The following is a 14,662-nucleotide window of genomic DNA, read 5'->3' on the forward strand; positions in this document are numbered from 1 at the left end:
CCCCCATCAAGGGGGAAGGCTAGGATATGGGTGAAAATCCTCCCTATTCTGTACATCCTGTTAGTTTTCCGGTGAAAATAAAATGACCACCAGGGCGAAACGACCGACACCGACCCAAGTCCGCGCGGCGCGTAGAAGGCGGCAGTCACGGCGCAAGAAAATGCTCGCGATAGGAGGATTCACAATCGCCGGCGGCGTAGCGTTTCTGCTTATCCTCTCGCTAATTCTGCCCGGTCTGCCGCTCGACACGCTGTTCCGAGGCGGTAGCGGAGACATCTTCGGGACCGGCGCGGCAGAAGCGCAGGCGTTCAGCGCCGAGGTTGCCGATGTTCAGGTAGAGCCGGTTGAAAACGATTCGCCGGGCGACAGCGCGGCGGTGCCTCCATTGCCGCCCAATCCGATACTCGGCGGAGTGGACATATTCTACAACTGCCCGGATGGGTGCGACGACCTAGTGGCGAAGCTCACCACCATCGTGGACGAGTTAAATAGCGCGGACGCTCCGATAGGGTTGAATCCGAAAACAGACATGGACGCGCGGATTCTGCTAATCGGCGCGGATTCCAACGAAGAGCTTGAAGCATTCGACGAAGCGGCAATCCGCGACTTCATTGAAACCAACACGGCGCAATAGGTGGGCTGTTAGGAGCGCAATGTACCTCGCAAGAGTCTATATCCAGCTACGCCCCACCGTCAGCGATCCGCAGGGGCAGACAATTCGCGGCGGCTTGCACCAGCTCGGCTTCAACGGTGTGTCGTCGGTGCGCGCGGGCAAGTATATGGAAATTACGCTCGAAGCAGAAAGCGAATCCGCCGCGTCTGAGCAGCTGCGTCAAATGTGCGACCGGCTGCTCGCCAACCCCGTCATCGAAGACTATCGCTTCGACCTCGAATCTGCGCCTTTGTAGATTTGCGCGACATCCTCCGGCTATCGGAAATTCCGTCTCCATCCGTTTTGGGGCTGGAAGAGAGGCAATGTGTGCCCTACCCGATACTGCCCTTCGTGCTCGCGACTTCGCCGCCCAGCCGGTCATCCACCTCCAGCGCCGCGCGCATTGACCGCGCTAGGCTCTTGAACATCGCTTCCGCCTTGTGGTGATTGCTACTGCCTGCGAGTATTCGCACATGAAGGTTGAATGTGCCTTCGCGCGCCATTGTTTCTAGGAAGTGTGGGATGAGTTCTGCGGGGAGCGTGCCTAAATCGCTGTCTGACATTGGAGCGTCTATGACCGCGTAGCCGCGTCCTCCGAAGTCCACGACGGTAAGCGCCAGCGCCTCGTCTAGCGGCACATAGGTATGCCCCATTCGACGAATGCCGCTGCCGTCGCCGACCGCATCCTTCAGTGCCCTGCCTAGCACGATGCCAGTGTCTTCGACGAGGTGATGCCAACCGACGTGCGTGTCGCCGCGCGCCTTGATGTTCAGGTCTATAAGCCCGTGCCGCGACAGCTGCGCCAACAGATGGTCGAACATCCCGTTGCCCGTGTCGATGTCGTACTCGCCCTTGCCGTCAAGATTCACCTCGACGCTTATCTGCGTCTCGCGCGTTTCGCGGCTCAGCTTCGATTTCCGCAATGTGGTCTCCGTTACATCACTTCGCGCAGCGCGTTCACAAATTCGTCGGTCTGCTCCGGCGTCCCTACGGCGACACGGAAGAAGTCCTTCAGTCGGTTCGAGCTGAACATTCGCACAACAATTCCCCGCTGCGCCAGCGCCTCAAACACTTCCTTTGCGCTGCCTGAAGGCTCAAGCCTACACAGCACAAAGTTGCCGGCGGACGGCCATGGGGTTATGCCCGCGATGTCGTTTAGCAGCGAAGTCATTCGCTCGCGCTCGTCCACAATTTTCCCTACATTGTCTAGCAGCAGGTCCGCGTCGTCCAATGACGCAAGCAGCGCGGCTTCGGCAGCGACGCTAATGTTGTATGGCTGCTTTATGTCGATGACATGCTGCACGAGCTCTTCGTTCATTATGCCGTAGCCGATACGCAGGCCGGCGAGACCTGCCCACTTGCTCATCGTCCGTAGCACAACCAAGTTTTCGTGGTCGGAGACCATATCGGCGACCGTGCTATCGCAGAACTCGTAGTACGCCTCGTCCACCACGACGATGCGCCCGGTGTCCAGCAGCTCGCGCACATGCTCTCGCGGCGTCAGGTTGCCAGTTGGGTTGTTCGGAGACGCCAAGAAGATTATCTTTGTGCGGTCGTCAAGCGCATCACGCGCAGCGGAAACATCCACGTCGAACACTTCATTGCGCTGTACAAGTGCCGTCTCGCCACCCGCGATTCGTGCAAGGAAGCCGTACATGGCGAATGTCGGATCGAAGTCTAGCACCTTGTCGCCCGGCTCCAGGAACAGCCGAAACATCAAGTCGATAAGTTCGTCGCTGCCTGCACCCGCGATGATTTCTTCGGGCGGGGCGCCCGTGTATTCGCTGAGTGCCTGCCGCACCTTGCGCTGTATCGGGTCGGGGTATATGTGTACGGGCGCGTTTGCCACGGCGTCGGCGACATTCGGCGAGCCGCCATACGGGTTTTCGTTCCCGTTGAGCTTCACGATTTCGCTCTCGGGAATGCCCGCGCGCCGCGCAATCAGCTCAGGCGGGTCAACCGCTTCGTATGTCTGAATATCGACCAGATGTTGCCGCATCAGACGCTTGATCTCACCTGCCATTGCCGGCTCCTCTCATTGCGTCGCCCACGCCCAAGACTGGGGGACGTGTCACTCTTCTTTAGAAGAGTTCTTCCCTGATTTCCGCAGCTTCCGCGTGTGCTGTAAGGCCTTCGGTCCTGCCAAGCACTGCTGCCGCTTTCGATATTTCGGCGGAAGTTGCGCTGCTCAACGCTACGACCGGGCTAATCTTCACGAACGAGTGCACGCCCAGCCCGGAATTGAATCGTGCCGTGCCTGCCGTGGGCATAACATGGCTCGGTCCTGCAACGTAATCGCCAAGAACTTCGTGCGAGAAATCGCCGATGAATATCGCGCCGGCGTTTTGCACCTTGCCAAGATGCTGCCATGCGTCGTCCATCATCAGGCAGATGTGCTCCGGCGCGAATTCGTTCGCAAGCGTCAGCGCGTCGTCCATATTATCGAGCAGCGCGATGCAGCCCTGTTCTTGCGTCGATGCGCGCGCGATCTCTCCCCTGTCCAGGCGCTCCAAGCGCGCGGTAATCTCCGCGTCCACCGTTTCAGCGAGGCGCTCGGATGTGGTTATCAGCACGGGTCGCGCGAGCACGTCGTGTTCCGCCTGCGCGAGCATGTCCACCGCGCACAGGGTCGGGTTTGATGTTTCGTCTCCCATTACGACGGTTTCGGTCGGACCGTATAAGCCGTCGATTCCAACATCTCCATACACTAGTTTCTTCGCCAGCGTAACGAATATGTTGCCGGGCCCGCAGATGATATCCACGCGCGGCACGCTCTCAGTGCCGTATGCCATCGCCGCGATCGCCTGCGCGCCACCGATGCGGAATACGCGGTCAACGCCCGCAATCTCTGCCGCCGTCAGCACTGCCGGGCTTGGCATTTTGCCGCCCTTTGTTGGCGTGCACATTACTACTTCCTCTACGCCTGCCACTTTTGCCGGTATCGCTGTCATCAGCACGGTGGAGGGATACAGCGCCGTGCCGCCGGGGATGTACGCGCCTGCGCTGCTAACCGCGTTCACGACCTGCCCGTAGCCTTCGCCGTAATCCATCCATCCCTTGGTCAGACAGGCCTCGTGGAATGTGCGCACGCGCTCTGCGGCGACCTCCAGTGCATCGACCACTTCGGCGCTCGTCTGCTCTCGAGCCGCCTGAATTGCGGCGCGCGGCACTTCCAGCGTGTCCGGTGATTCGCCGTCCAAGAACTCGGTATATTCGTGCACCGCCGCATCGCCTTCGCGCCGCACGCGCCGAACAATGCGCTCTACGACTTGCAGCGGCGTGAGCGGCTCGCCGAACATATCGGCAATGCCGTCGAGCAGTGATTGCGGCACATCATCTAGTCCAAGCCCTCTGCCTTCGCATAGCGCTCGGCGCGATTCTTCTAACCCACGAACTATCCTCACGGCAACTATCCCTTAGCGAACCATTATCTATAGGGGTGATTTAACAACTTTAGTCGGCGTAATGTAATTGGCACAGCCAGATTAATCGATTACGGCAAGTAGTCTTCGAGGGCTTTCGTCAGCGACGCGATAACTATTTCCTGATACTCTTCTTCCGTTCCGCGCGGCATGTGCTCGTAAATCAGATCAAGCCCATCCGACTCGTCTTTGAGAAATGTATCGGCGAGCACATGCGCCGGATGTGACTCCTCGCCGGACGCGATGCGCCGCGCCATGAAGCGCAGCCGTTCCCACGAAAAACCGCGGTCCAGGCTCGACGTAACCCACTGCAACCAAGCGGCGAGCGTCTCGTCGGGAAGAAACTCGACTCGCACAGACTCAACCGTAAGGTCAAGCAAGCCGCGCATCGGTATTACCGTACCCCAGCAGCGGCGGTCGAGTTCGAGCTGCATCGCGCGGTCCATCACGAGACCTAGCACGCTGTCCTCGAACACATCGCTGTTGCCGAAGTACGGGCGGAATATATTCGCGATCCAAGTCTCGTCGGCGAGCAGGTGCGTCAGGTAGCCCGCCATGAACGCCTGTGTCGCATCGCTGTGCGCCGATGCGTCGCCGAGCGTCGGATGGCTATGGAACAGCCCGTTGATGCCCGTGCCTATCTCTTCAAAATCCAGCGGCGCGAAGTGGTAAACCGCCCTGTCCAGGCGCGTGATTACGCGGATGTCCGGCGATGTCGAACCCAACAGGTAGTAGCCCATATTCGCGTCGATTGTGTCGTGGCGAAGTATGTCCGCAGCCCTGCGCGCAAGGTTCATATGCACAGGAGGATTTGGCAATATCCGCTCCTTACACTACCCCACTAGTCAGCCGCTCTTGAGCTTCGCATGTGGAATTGAACACATAGCTCAAATCCGTTACGGTAACGCTTGTTCCACCCGCCTGCCGCAGGCTGTCCACCGCTTCGGTCAGCTTGCTTTTCCTGATGATGACGGTCGCAGCGTACCAACCGGAGCCATCCTGCGAGTACACCTTCGCGATGGTCGGACCGCGCAAGCCGCTGATGTCCGTGTGCTCCAAGACCTGCCGCGCCACATCCTCGGGCGTCTCGCCGCGCATGTTCGCCGTGATGCTGAAGTAGTTACGGGAGCGTAGATGCCCTTCCATTACATCGACAATCGTCTTGGCGCGTTCCAGCTTGGCGTCATCCTCGCTCAGCAGCCGCTGATTGCTGATTAGGCATGCCTGTGATGAGATAATCGTGCCGCCTGAAATCGTCTTCAGTCGATTTTCGCGCATTGTTGTGCCGCTCTCGGACACATCCGCAATCATATCCGCGAATCCCATCGCAACCGCCGCTTCCAACGTGCCGCTAGAATGGACAAGTGAGAAGAGGTTGATGCCAGACCGCAGCAGAAAACGTTCGACCAAGCGCGGGTACTTCGTAACGATCCGCAAGTCCCTACCCTGCTGCCTAAACTCCATCGACACATCCGCCAAGTCTGCGAGCGAGACGACATCGACCCACGAATCCGGGACGCCCAAAACGAGTTGGCATCTGCCGAAGTCCAAGTCGTCGATGACGACTCCGCTGTCACCGCCCTCACTTCGCGTCTCAAGGTATCGGTCAAGCCCAACGACGCCCAAATCTGCACTGCCTTCTTCGACTTTAGGCGTAATATCCGCGCCGCGCTGGAACATCACCGTAACGCCGGGCATCGCGGGGATGTCCGCGATGTAGCGGCGCGTGTTGCTACGCGAGACGCCGATCCCGCACGATCGCAAGAACCTCTGTGTCGGCTCGAATAGCGCACCATCGCTTGATATGGCAAGCCGCAAACTGCCATTAAACGCCATCTGCACCCACTCCGTTGACCGCTCGCGCATTGCCCGGAAGTAAATCGAGCAGCACATTCACATTGTAAGCGAAACCCATCGCCGGCACACTAGCGCTGCCGCCAAGAGCCTGCACGAGATCGTCGTATCGTCCGCCGCCGCCAACTGCCGCACCGCTGTCATGCGCAATCTCGAACACGATGCCTGTGTAGTACGAAATGCCGCGCGCCATTCCCATATCCAGTGTGATCCGTGATTTTGCAATGCCCAATTCCGGTAAGCGTTCCGCTAGCGACGCCAGTTCGTCCAGCGGCGCCGCGTCCACGCCGCTCGATTCTGCGGCATCGCGTGCGGACTGCAGGACAACGCGCGGCGCGCCGTCCAGCCGTGAGAATGCGGCGGCAAGCGAGAGCGCGCGCCTGAACGCATCCGGGCAGTTCGCGTCGCGCACCTTGCTGAGCAGACGCGCGATAATCTGGTCGGTTGCTCGTCGTCCCAGCGGCTCCGGCATAGACTCTTTCAGGACGCCTAATATGAACTCTTCGGCAGACTCGGTGCTCATGCTTTCGAGTGCGGTCTCAAGCCCGAGCCCGAGATCCACATCGCCGGAAAGCAGCCCGACTTCTCCGGCGTGCTCCATCAAGCCTTGCACATCCGCGTCGCCCGTGCGAAGCGCGTCAATGTTGCCAATTATAAACAGCCTTGCCGGTTCGGAAAGCCCGAATTCGCGGAGCAGCGCGCGTAGCACGCCGAGATGCCCGATACGCAGGCGAAAATCGCTCAGCCCGACGCTGTATAGCCCTGACACCGCAAGCGAAATGATCTCTATATCCGCGTCAAAGCCGGACGCGCCGACAAGCTCCGCGCCGCATTGCGTAAATTGTCTGTATCTGCCCTGCCCGGTCGCGTCGTAGCGGAAGACGGGCCCGCTGTACTGCCAGCGCACCGGCGGCGTCAGCGATTGCTCATTGTCGATGTAATGGCGAATGACGGACGATGTGAACTCAGGTCGCAGGCTAACCGGTGTGCCGCCCGGATCGGTGAAATTATACAGCTGTCCGGATAGGTCGCCGCCTGCCTTGCGAACGAACAATTCTGTTTCTTCAAGCAGCGGCGTGTCAATGGGATGGTATTCCCAAGCGCCTATGTGAGAACGCAGGCCGGCAAGGACATCGTCGCTGCGCCGCCATGTCTGCGTGTCGAGGTCGCACATTCCGGACAGACTGTGAATCTGCCTGCCAGAACTTCGCTCTTGCAATTGCGTCATGCGAACTTGCCGCCCTGTTATTCTCTCTCACTGCCCATTCTATAGCGAATATCGACTGTGGCAAGGCGCATTCGAGAGAAGCTACAACCTGAAAAATACGACGCCATGTTCGCACTTTCGCAATTTTGTGTCAACTGAAACCGGCTTTATTATCGCTCTTCGAATTATCCTTTCCCACTAGACGGGGAGAGTTAAGACCTGAGTGCATTTGCTCTCCAACATTCATTTCGAATGCACAAGCCTAGCGCCGCGAATTGACACTTACCGCCCTCTGCTATACATTCGCACAAATCGCTGAATGGCTGACTAGCCCGCAGGAGGTATCCGAGCATGCCAGGTCCCTACTCTATCAAAGTCGATTTCAATGTTCCGGTTCAGATGCGAGACGGTACGACGCTTTACGCCGATGTTTTCCGGCCGGATGCGCCCGGGGAACGATTCCCCGCGCTGCTGACGCGCACGCCATACGACAAGAGCAGCCCCGCCAATCGCACAGGCACGCTCGATGTCATCCGTGCCGCCACAAACGGATTCGCCGCTGTCGTGCAGGATGTGCGAGGCAGGTACACTTCCGAAGGCGAGTTCTACACTTTCGTCAACGAGATAAACGACGGCTACGATTCTGTGGAATGGCTGGCGTCCCAACCTTGGTGCAGCGGCAAGGTCGGCACATTCGGCATATCTTATGTCGGCGCGACGCAGTGGCTTGCCGCGAAATCGCAGCCGCCGTCTCTCACCGCCATCGCGCCGGGCTTCACCGCGCACGACTATCACGAGGGCTGGGCGTGGCAAGGCGGCGCGTTCGAGCTAGGCTTCAACCTTTCCTGGTCGATTGGCGCACTCTCGAGCGCTAATTGGGGCAATCTGTCGCAGCAAATCAACAAGGACATCGCCGACTTGAATGCCCTGATTACGGCGAAGGACGCGCTCGGCGGCGAATTCTCGCACCTGCCGATGCAGGATATGACGCACCTCAAGGAAGGCGTCGCGCCGTACTATTACGACTGGCTTTCACACGCCGACTACGACGATTACTGGAAGCAGGTCTGCATCGCAGAGTCGCATTCGGACATTGCCATACCCGCGTTCAATGTGGGTGGCTGGTATGACATCTTCCTCGGCGGCACGATTGCGAACTACCTAGGCATGCGCGAGAATGGCGCGTCCGAACTCGCGCGCAACGGTCAGCGCCTGCTCATTGGTCCGTGGATACACTCCGGTTCCGCGCCCGCGGTGTCCGGCGAGTACAACTTCGGCACACGCGCGGCGGCGGCGGCGATAGACCTCGCCGGCGAATTCCTGCGTTACTACGATCACCATCTGAACGGCGCGGACAACAGCATTCCGGACGACTGCCCCGTGCGCATCTTCGTGATGGGCGTGAACGAATGGCGCTACGAAGATTCTTGGCCCCTGGAGCGCGCCGAAAATGTGCGCTACTACCTGCACAGCGGCGGGCGCGCGAACACACTGAACGGCGACGGCAGCCTAAACCCTGAATCGCCCGGCGATGAGCCGCCGGATGTGTTCGTGTACAACCCTATCGACCCCGTGCCCACCGTAGGCGGCGGTCTGTGCTGTGATCCTGCATTCATGGCGCCAGGGGCGTACGACCAGCGTCCCGTCGAGGCGCGCGCGGATGTGCTGGTGTACTCCACACCGCCGATGGAGCAGGACACGGAGGTTACTGGACCGATAACCGTTACGCTGTACGCATCCACATCGGCGGCTGACACGGACTTCACCGCGAAGCTGGTGGACGTGGAGCCAGACGGCTACGCGCGCAACCTGACGGACGGCATCATTCGCGCACGCTATCGCAAGCCACGCGCGCCCGCGTCATTCGTCTCCCCCGGCGACATCGTGCAGTACGATATCGACCTATGGGCGACCGCGAACGTGTTCAAAAAAGGTCATCGCATCCGTGTGGAAATCTCGTCGAGCAACTTCCCGCGCTTCGATCGCAACATGAACACCGGCGGCACAATCGGCGAAGAAGGCACATTCACGTCCGCGCTGCAGACGGTGCACCATTCGGCTGTGCATCCTTCGCATATTACCCTGCCCATCGTCCCTAGCGAGTAAGTCAGCGGAAAAGCAATCCCCATCGTAATTTCCTCCTGAAGAGGGATTGCGATGGGGAACACACGGTGTTAGAGAGCGGCAGAGAAACTGACCGACTGAGATACTGACCAACCAACTGACTATTCTGGCGCGCCTGAAGGGATTCGAACCCCCAACCCTCGGTTCCGAAGACCGATGCTCTGTCCATTGAGCTACAGGCGCGCGCCGCTACTCATTATAGCATGTGTGCTGCGCCCTACACGGCGCTTGGATGCGGCGTTGCAGATGCAAAGAAATGGCCCGCGCTTTTCTGACATCATGATTACCAATTTAGCGCGAGCGAGTCATTACTTGCCGATTGTTATGCGAGCGTGCCCTTGCGGATTCTCGCAGGACAGCTACAATCTCACAGCCCGGCGACCACCTCACGGAAGTGCTCACTGCCGGTGGCTCTCAAGCGCAGATGCTCATCCATTGCTAGGTCGCCGGCGTCTTCTAGCAATTCGATGTGTGCGACTATTTCGGAGAGCGCCATGTATAGGTTGCCGCCGGCTAGCTTGCGCCGCGCGAATACGCCCCGCGTGATGTGCTCAAGCGATGCCGGCTCGTTGCCCATCCTGTGCAGGACACGGCCAAGCCGTACTACATGATGCTGCAGTATTTCCTCGGCGCGCGCGGTGTTCTCGAAGTTGAACTTGCCCTTGCTGTACAAGCGGTGCGCGGGCAGGACAGCTATGTCATCGTCCATGTTCGTTATCAGCCGCAGCGACCGCAGATATGCGAGCAGGCCGTAGCTCTTATCTTCACAGTGCAGATGCTGTGGTATGTGCTTGCGAACTTCCGGCGAGAAGCGCGTTTTGGTCGTGGGGTGCGGCGTGATTTCGGGAAGCACATGGTCGCCCGAAAACACTAACTTGTCCATCGTTATGCAAAGCTCGTCCGGCGCGTGGCCCGGCGCGTGGATGAAGGTCAGATCGCCGGCTGTCTCGTCCTGACTGACGCTGCGGTGGACGTGAAAGCGCCTGCGCGTCTCGACATATCGCTTGTTGCGCTTGGCGTAGCCGCTGGTCTGCCGCGCCGCCTCCGCCCCGTTACGCTCCCTGTCGCCGCTCACGACGCGCTGCAGTTCGCGCTGCAACGGCGACGACGGATTGCGCTGTATGTCCCACGGGTTGTATTGCAGCAGTGGCGCATAAATCTCGTGCGCCCAAATCTGCGCGTCCGCTTCCTGCCCCAACTGCCCTGCCGCGCCGTCGTGGTCCTGATGCCCGTGCGTTACTATAACGCGCTCGATATCGCGCAACTGGTAGCCGGCTGCCAGCACGCCGTCTGCGAGATATTGATACGAACCTGTCGCGCCTGCGTCAATCAGCGTCAGTCCGTCATTTTCGAACAAGTACGCCCAGGTGGGACCTGTTCGCGAGTTGTTGTCCTGAGGTACGCCTATCGCGTTTATTCGCCTGCCCTGCTTTGTCTTCAGTAGAATGACCATGCGATTGCCGTCCATATCGCCTTCCCGCACGGTAATCACATTCTTGAACTGGGACATTTGGCAATCACTCCGTTCTGGGCAAGGCTAGGAAAATGGGGCAAGCTGAGGGACGCAACGCGATACGGTGGATGAAATATTGGGGCAGGAGGTGTGGGGTGGGTGAGGAGATTTGAACTCCCGATCTCCAGGGCCACAACCTGGCGCCTTAACCGCTGGGCCACACCCACCACATAAGCCGATTCTAGCAGTCAACGAACTATACGGTCAACTATTGTGATGGGCTGAGCGATGGTTGTGATTAAGTGTGTAGATCTGTAATTGGCAGACGCCGTTAGTTTGCCAGCGCCGCTTGCGGGTTCTTCGTAGTGAGAGCTTCGAGCAGTTCTTCGACCATCACATCTTGCTTGGTGTGGTGGCGCAAAGGCAGCGATGGGTTAACGCGATAGACATTGCGGCGGCCCTCTCTGCGGCGCTCAATGTAACCCTCAACTTCCAGATCCGAAATAATCTTGTGCGTCGTGCGCTCAGTAACGCCGATGTACGAGGCTATCTCACGGGCGGTGCTGCGCGGGTTGTGGAATATGAACGACAGCACAAGTCCATGATTAGTTATAAATGTCCATCTGGCGGACGGAGTCGTCATATTGCCTTTTCACTCTCCAGTTGCGAGTAGAGCGGATGATACCACAGCACCAAATCTAGCACAATAAGGCGTAGATAGCCCAGAGATTGGCTCATTTCATCTGCGGCAAGTCCCATATCCTAATCTTCCGCCATCGAGGGGAAAAGAAACCGGATGGACAGGAAATATGCCCAGCCCTTGAGGCAGAGTCAGCCATCGTCCCCTCGCGGCTAATCCGGCGAAGGGACGATGTGAAGCGGCAGACTAGCCCGCCAGATCGCATACCAGCCGCACCAGCGTACGAACCGGCGCACCTGTTGCGCCCTTGATATTGGCGCCCTTTACGCTGCCAGTCCGCGCCACGCCTGCGATGTCCAGGTGCACCCACGGCGCACCGTCGTTGAACTCGCCGATAATCAGCGCGCCCGTGATGGCGCCCGCGCCGCTTCCGCCGGTGTTCTTGATGTCCGCGATGTCGCTGCGATACTGCGTCTTGTATTCATCGTACATAGGCAGCGGCCAGGCGCGTTCGCCGACCGCGTTCCCTGCGCTGACGACCTGCTGTGTGAAGTCGTCGTCGTTTCCGAAAGCGCCCATGCACTTATCGCCCAAGGCAACCCCCATCGCGCCGGTGAGCGTCGCAACATCAACTAGCCTGTTCAACCCGACCGAGCGCGCATACGACATCGCGTCCGCAAGCACAAGCCGACCTTCGGCATCGGTGTTGTCAATCTCTATTGTCTTGCCGTTCATCGCGCGGATCACATCGCCCGGACGCAGCGCAGCACCGCTTACCATGTTTTCAGCTGCTGGCACGATGACCGTTACGTTAATCTTCGGCTTCAGCTGCGCAATAGCCTCCATCGCGCCGATGACAGACGCGCCGCCTGCCATATCGCCCTTCATCGTCGCCATACCAGAGGCGTTCTTGATGTCCAGCCCGCCGCTGTCGAATGTGATGCCCTTGCCCAGCAGCCCGATGTTGTTCTCCGTGTTCTGCGGATCGCCGTTATATCGCATGATGATGAACTTTGGCGGCTCTTCGCTTGCCCGTGCCACGGCGAGAAGCGCGCCCATGCCCAATTCCTTCATCTGCGGCCGTTCGATAACTTCAAGTTCTATGCCGTGCGCTTGCGAAACTTCCAGTGCCTGCTCCGCCATTTCTGAAGGCGTCATACTGTTCGCCGGCTCGTTCGCCATGTCTCGGCAGCGGTTCACCCCTTCGCCAATGATGCTGCCGACATCAATGCCACTCCGCAGTGCGTCCAGCTTAGATTCGTCGAACTCTACGACAGTCATTTCATTCAGGTTGACGTCTGATGCGTCTGCCTTGTACTTGTCGAAGCGGTACATGCCCAGCACGATGCCCTCTGCCAGCGCCTGCGCGCTCGCCTGCTCGTCTAAGCCCGCGATGCCTGCGCCGTGCACGATGGTTGCCGCGGACTGCACGCCGATGCCGTTCAGATGCCGCGCCGCTTCAGCCGCCACGCTCCGCACGCCGTCGAGGGTGAACGAGTCCGCGCTGCCAAGTCCGGCGACAAGCACGCGCTTCGGTGTGATGCTACCCAGCGTGTGAATGAGCGTCATCTCTCCGCTCTTTCCCTTGATTTCGCCGTCCGCGATGAGCGCCGATATTGCGCCTCCCATCGCCTTGTCAACCGCGCCCGTCGCGCCGCCCGGCGTGGTTACGCCCTCGAACAGGTTCACCACCACCGCGCCAACATCCTGCTGCGCTATGTCGCCTGCTACTACATTAATTCTCATAGTGATTCCTCCAAAGATGGGCGAGATTGCCCTATTTCATTGCCCATTATGACACTTGTCTGCGAATTGTCGTGTGTATGGTTCCGCGAATTACTCGTCGTGATTCGCGCTAATTATATGTCAGCTCGCGCCGATTCTGCTATCCTAGTGAGGCATTCACGGATGCGAGCGAGCCTACAATTATAGCGCATACGAAAATAAGAATGTGAGGAGCAAGCCAGTGGCAGAGCGCACCATCACCGCAGCGGAGACCAACCTGATTGAGCGAGCGCACCGGGTATTGCCCGGCGGCAGTCTGGGGAACATCGGCAAGGACATAGTCATCACTGAGGGCAAGGCTGGTAGAGTGCGAGACGCCAGCGGCAACGAATTCGTAGATTTCCTGCTCGGCTCCGGACCAATGCTCATAGGACACGCGCACCCGGAAGTAACCGGAGTCGTCCGCGAGCAGGTGGACAAGGGGACGACGTTCTTCGCCAACAACGACCAGGCGATTATGCTCGCGGAAGAATTGGTGGACGCGATGGCGTGCGCCGACAAGGTTCGTTTTACCAGCAGCGGCACGGAGGCAACCTTCTACGCGCTGCGTACGGCACGAGCGTATCGTCGGCGCGACAAGATACTGAAGTTTGAGGGCGGCTTCCACGGCATGCACGACTATGCGCTGATGAGCATGTCGCCCGCCAATCCGCACGACTTCCCTCGTCCTACGCCCGACTCATCCGGCATACCGCGTGCGATAGAAGATGAAGTGCTAATTGCGCCGTTCAACGACGTCGAGACGGCAGCGGCAATCATTGAGCAGCACCATGACGAACTTGGAGCGGTCATCGTCGAGCCCTTCCAACGACTGCTGCCGCCAAAGCCCGGCTTCCTGCAAGGGCTGCGCGATGTAACGGCGCAGTACGGCATTCCGCTGATATTCGACGAGGTCGTTACTGGCTTCCGATTCGCGTATGGCGGCGGGCAGGAGTTCTACGGCGTCGAGCCGGACATGTGCTCGCTGGGCAAAGTCATCGCGGGCGGATTTCCGCTTGCGGCGCTGGCAGGCAAGGAAGAGATTATGTCGCACTTCGACCCGGCGTCTGGCGACGCGCTGCCGCAGATTGGCACGCTAAGCGGTAACCCTGTCGCGGCGGCGGCGGGCTTGAAAACGCTGGAAATTCTGCGCCGCGAAGGCGCTTACGAGCGCATTTTCGCCACCGGAAACGCGCTGCGCAGCGAGCTGCAGAGAATGCTAAATGAAGCGGAAATTCCGGCGAGCGTAGTAGGTGAAGCGCCGCTCTTCGATGTGTTTTTCACTGATGCCGAGATAACCGACTACCGCTCCACGTTGACCGCCGACAAGCAGATGCTCAATCGATTCAACGAACTGCTGCTCGCGCGCGGCGTGCTCAAAGGCGACACGAAATTCTACATCTCGCTCGCGCACAGCAATGCCGATGTGCAGCATACCCTCGATGCATTCGCGTCCGCCATCGAAGAGCTGAAAGGCTAGCCGCGCATCGATTTAACGATTCAGTTTACAATCTCACGCCGATTGTGTGTTCTTATGCCACAATCG

The 14,662-nt window shown here is 59.1% G+C and carries 13 protein-coding genes and 2 tRNA genes; 4 read left to right on the plus strand and 11 right to left on the minus strand.

What is annotated here, in order from left to right; translation table 11 throughout:
• The first annotated feature begins 82 nt into the window (after window positions 1-82).
• Together F4X57_03780 and purS are read left to right on the plus strand one after the other, a co-directional pair.
• On the plus strand, window positions 83-634 hold the full coding sequence (locus F4X57_03780; GenBank protein MYC06281.1) for a DUF3105 domain-containing protein: 552 nt from the start codon (window positions 83-85) through the stop codon (window positions 632-634).
• A 19-nt stretch (window positions 635-653) separates the two neighbouring features.
• Window positions 654-908: a phosphoribosylformylglycinamidine synthase subunit PurS gene (purS, locus tag F4X57_03785; protein MYC06282.1), complete on the plus strand. Its 255-nt coding sequence runs from the start codon at window positions 654-656 to the stop codon at window positions 906-908.
• Between the two features lie 76 nt (window positions 909-984).
• Here the strand turns inward: purS and hisB are convergent, their stop codons facing one another.
• From hisB to F4X57_03815, 6 genes are all read right to left on the minus strand, one after another.
• Window positions 985-1,575, minus strand: a complete 591-nt coding sequence (gene hisB, locus F4X57_03790) for an imidazoleglycerol-phosphate dehydratase HisB (protein MYC06283.1) — start codon at window positions 1,573-1,575, stop codon at window positions 985-987.
• Window positions 1,576-1,586: 11 nt separating this feature from the next.
• Window positions 1,587-2,675, minus strand: coding sequence for a histidinol-phosphate transaminase (gene hisC, locus F4X57_03795; GenBank protein MYC06284.1), 1,089 nt, complete (start codon window positions 2,673-2,675; stop codon window positions 1,587-1,589).
• Window positions 2,676-2,733: 58 nt separating this feature from the next.
• Complete coding sequence (gene hisD / locus F4X57_03800; protein ID MYC06285.1) at window positions 2,734-3,951, minus strand: histidinol dehydrogenase; 1,218 nt, start codon at window positions 3,949-3,951, stop codon at window positions 2,734-2,736.
• 194 nt (window positions 3,952-4,145) lie between these two features.
• Window positions 4,146-4,892, minus strand: coding sequence for a zinc dependent phospholipase C family protein (locus F4X57_03805; protein ID MYC06286.1), 747 nt, complete (start codon window positions 4,890-4,892; stop codon window positions 4,146-4,148).
• 10 nt (window positions 4,893-4,902) lie between these two features.
• Window positions 4,903-5,910 carry an ATP phosphoribosyltransferase gene (hisG, locus tag F4X57_03810; protein ID MYC06287.1) on the minus strand — a complete coding sequence of 336 codons (1,008 nt, stop codon included), beginning with the start codon at window positions 5,908-5,910 and terminating at the stop codon, window positions 4,903-4,905.
• A complete protein-coding gene (locus tag F4X57_03815; GenBank protein ID MYC06288.1) occupies window positions 5,900-7,156 on the minus strand; it encodes a histidine--tRNA ligase family protein in 1,257 nt (418 codons plus the stop codon). Before F4X57_03815 ends, hisG begins: the two co-directional genes overlap by 11 nt.
• Window positions 7,157-7,486: 330 nt before the next feature.
• On the opposite strand from F4X57_03815, the gene F4X57_03820 reads away from it, so the two are divergent.
• Window positions 7,487-9,241, plus strand: coding sequence for a CocE/NonD family hydrolase (locus F4X57_03820; protein ID MYC06289.1), 1,755 nt, complete (start codon window positions 7,487-7,489; stop codon window positions 9,239-9,241).
• A 125-nt stretch (window positions 9,242-9,366) separates the two neighbouring features.
• On the opposite strand, the gene F4X57_03825 is transcribed toward F4X57_03820, so the two are convergent.
• The 5 genes from F4X57_03825 to F4X57_03845 form a co-directional block, all read right to left on the minus strand.
• Window positions 9,367-9,442: transfer RNA gene (locus F4X57_03825), tRNA-Arg, on the minus strand.
• 184 nt (window positions 9,443-9,626) lie between these two features.
• Window positions 9,627-10,769 carry an MBL fold metallo-hydrolase gene (locus F4X57_03830; GenBank protein ID MYC06290.1) on the minus strand — a complete coding sequence of 381 codons (1,143 nt, stop codon included), beginning with the start codon at window positions 10,767-10,769 and terminating at the stop codon, window positions 9,627-9,629.
• Window positions 10,770-10,863: 94 nt separating this feature from the next.
• Window positions 10,864-10,939, minus strand: a tRNA-His gene (locus F4X57_03835).
• Between the two features lie 104 nt (window positions 10,940-11,043).
• Window positions 11,044-11,355, minus strand: coding sequence for a winged helix-turn-helix transcriptional regulator (locus tag F4X57_03840; GenBank protein MYC06291.1), 312 nt, complete (start codon window positions 11,353-11,355; stop codon window positions 11,044-11,046).
• 243 nt (window positions 11,356-11,598) lie between these two features.
• The gene (locus F4X57_03845) at window positions 11,599-13,098 is read right to left on the minus strand and encodes a leucyl aminopeptidase (protein ID MYC06292.1); all 1,500 of its coding nucleotides are present in this window, start codon (window positions 13,096-13,098) and stop codon (window positions 11,599-11,601) included.
• Window positions 13,099-13,252: 154 nt separating this feature from the next.
• Between F4X57_03845 and F4X57_03850 the strand changes: the two genes are divergently transcribed.
• On the plus strand, window positions 13,253-14,596 hold the full coding sequence (locus F4X57_03850; protein MYC06293.1) for an aminotransferase class III-fold pyridoxal phosphate-dependent enzyme: 1,344 nt from the start codon (window positions 13,253-13,255) through the stop codon (window positions 14,594-14,596).
• The last annotated feature ends 66 nt before the right edge of the window (window positions 14,597-14,662 follow it).

It is taken from the genome of Chloroflexota bacterium, from assembly GCA_009840355.1.
GTDB lineage: Bacteria > Chloroflexota > Dehalococcoidia > Lucifugimonadales > JADFKI01 > Bin90.

Bases quoted from the DNA above. Each gene is read 5' to 3' on its own strand.
- F4X57_03815 (MYC06288.1), bottom strand. From the start codon at position 7,156: ATGACGCAATTGCAAGAGCGAAGTTCTGGCAGGCAGATTCACAGTCTG.
- F4X57_03780 (MYC06281.1), top strand. From the start codon at position 83: ATGACCACCAGGGCGAAACGACCGACACCGACCCAAGTCCGCGCGGCG.
- hisC (MYC06284.1), bottom strand. From the start codon at position 2,675: ATGGCAGGTGAGATCAAGCGTCTGATGCGGCAACATCTGGTCGATATT.
- F4X57_03830 (MYC06290.1), bottom strand. From the start codon at position 10,769: ATGTCCCAGTTCAAGAATGTGATTACCGTGCGGGAAGGCGATATGGAC.
- hisG (MYC06287.1), bottom strand. From the start codon at position 5,910: ATGGCGTTTAATGGCAGTTTGCGGCTTGCCATATCAAGCGATGGTGCG.
- hisD (MYC06285.1), bottom strand. From the start codon at position 3,951: ATGTTCGGCGAGCCGCTCACGCCGCTGCAAGTCGTAGAGCGCATTGTT.
- F4X57_03840 (MYC06291.1), bottom strand. From the start codon at position 11,355: ATGACGACTCCGTCCGCCAGATGGACATTTATAACTAATCATGGACTT.
- F4X57_03845 (MYC06292.1), bottom strand. From the start codon at position 13,098: ATGAGAATTAATGTAGTAGCAGGCGACATAGCGCAGCAGGATGTTGGC.
- F4X57_03820 (MYC06289.1), top strand. From the start codon at position 7,487: ATGCCAGGTCCCTACTCTATCAAAGTCGATTTCAATGTTCCGGTTCAG.
- purS (MYC06282.1), top strand. From the start codon at position 654: ATGTACCTCGCAAGAGTCTATATCCAGCTACGCCCCACCGTCAGCGAT.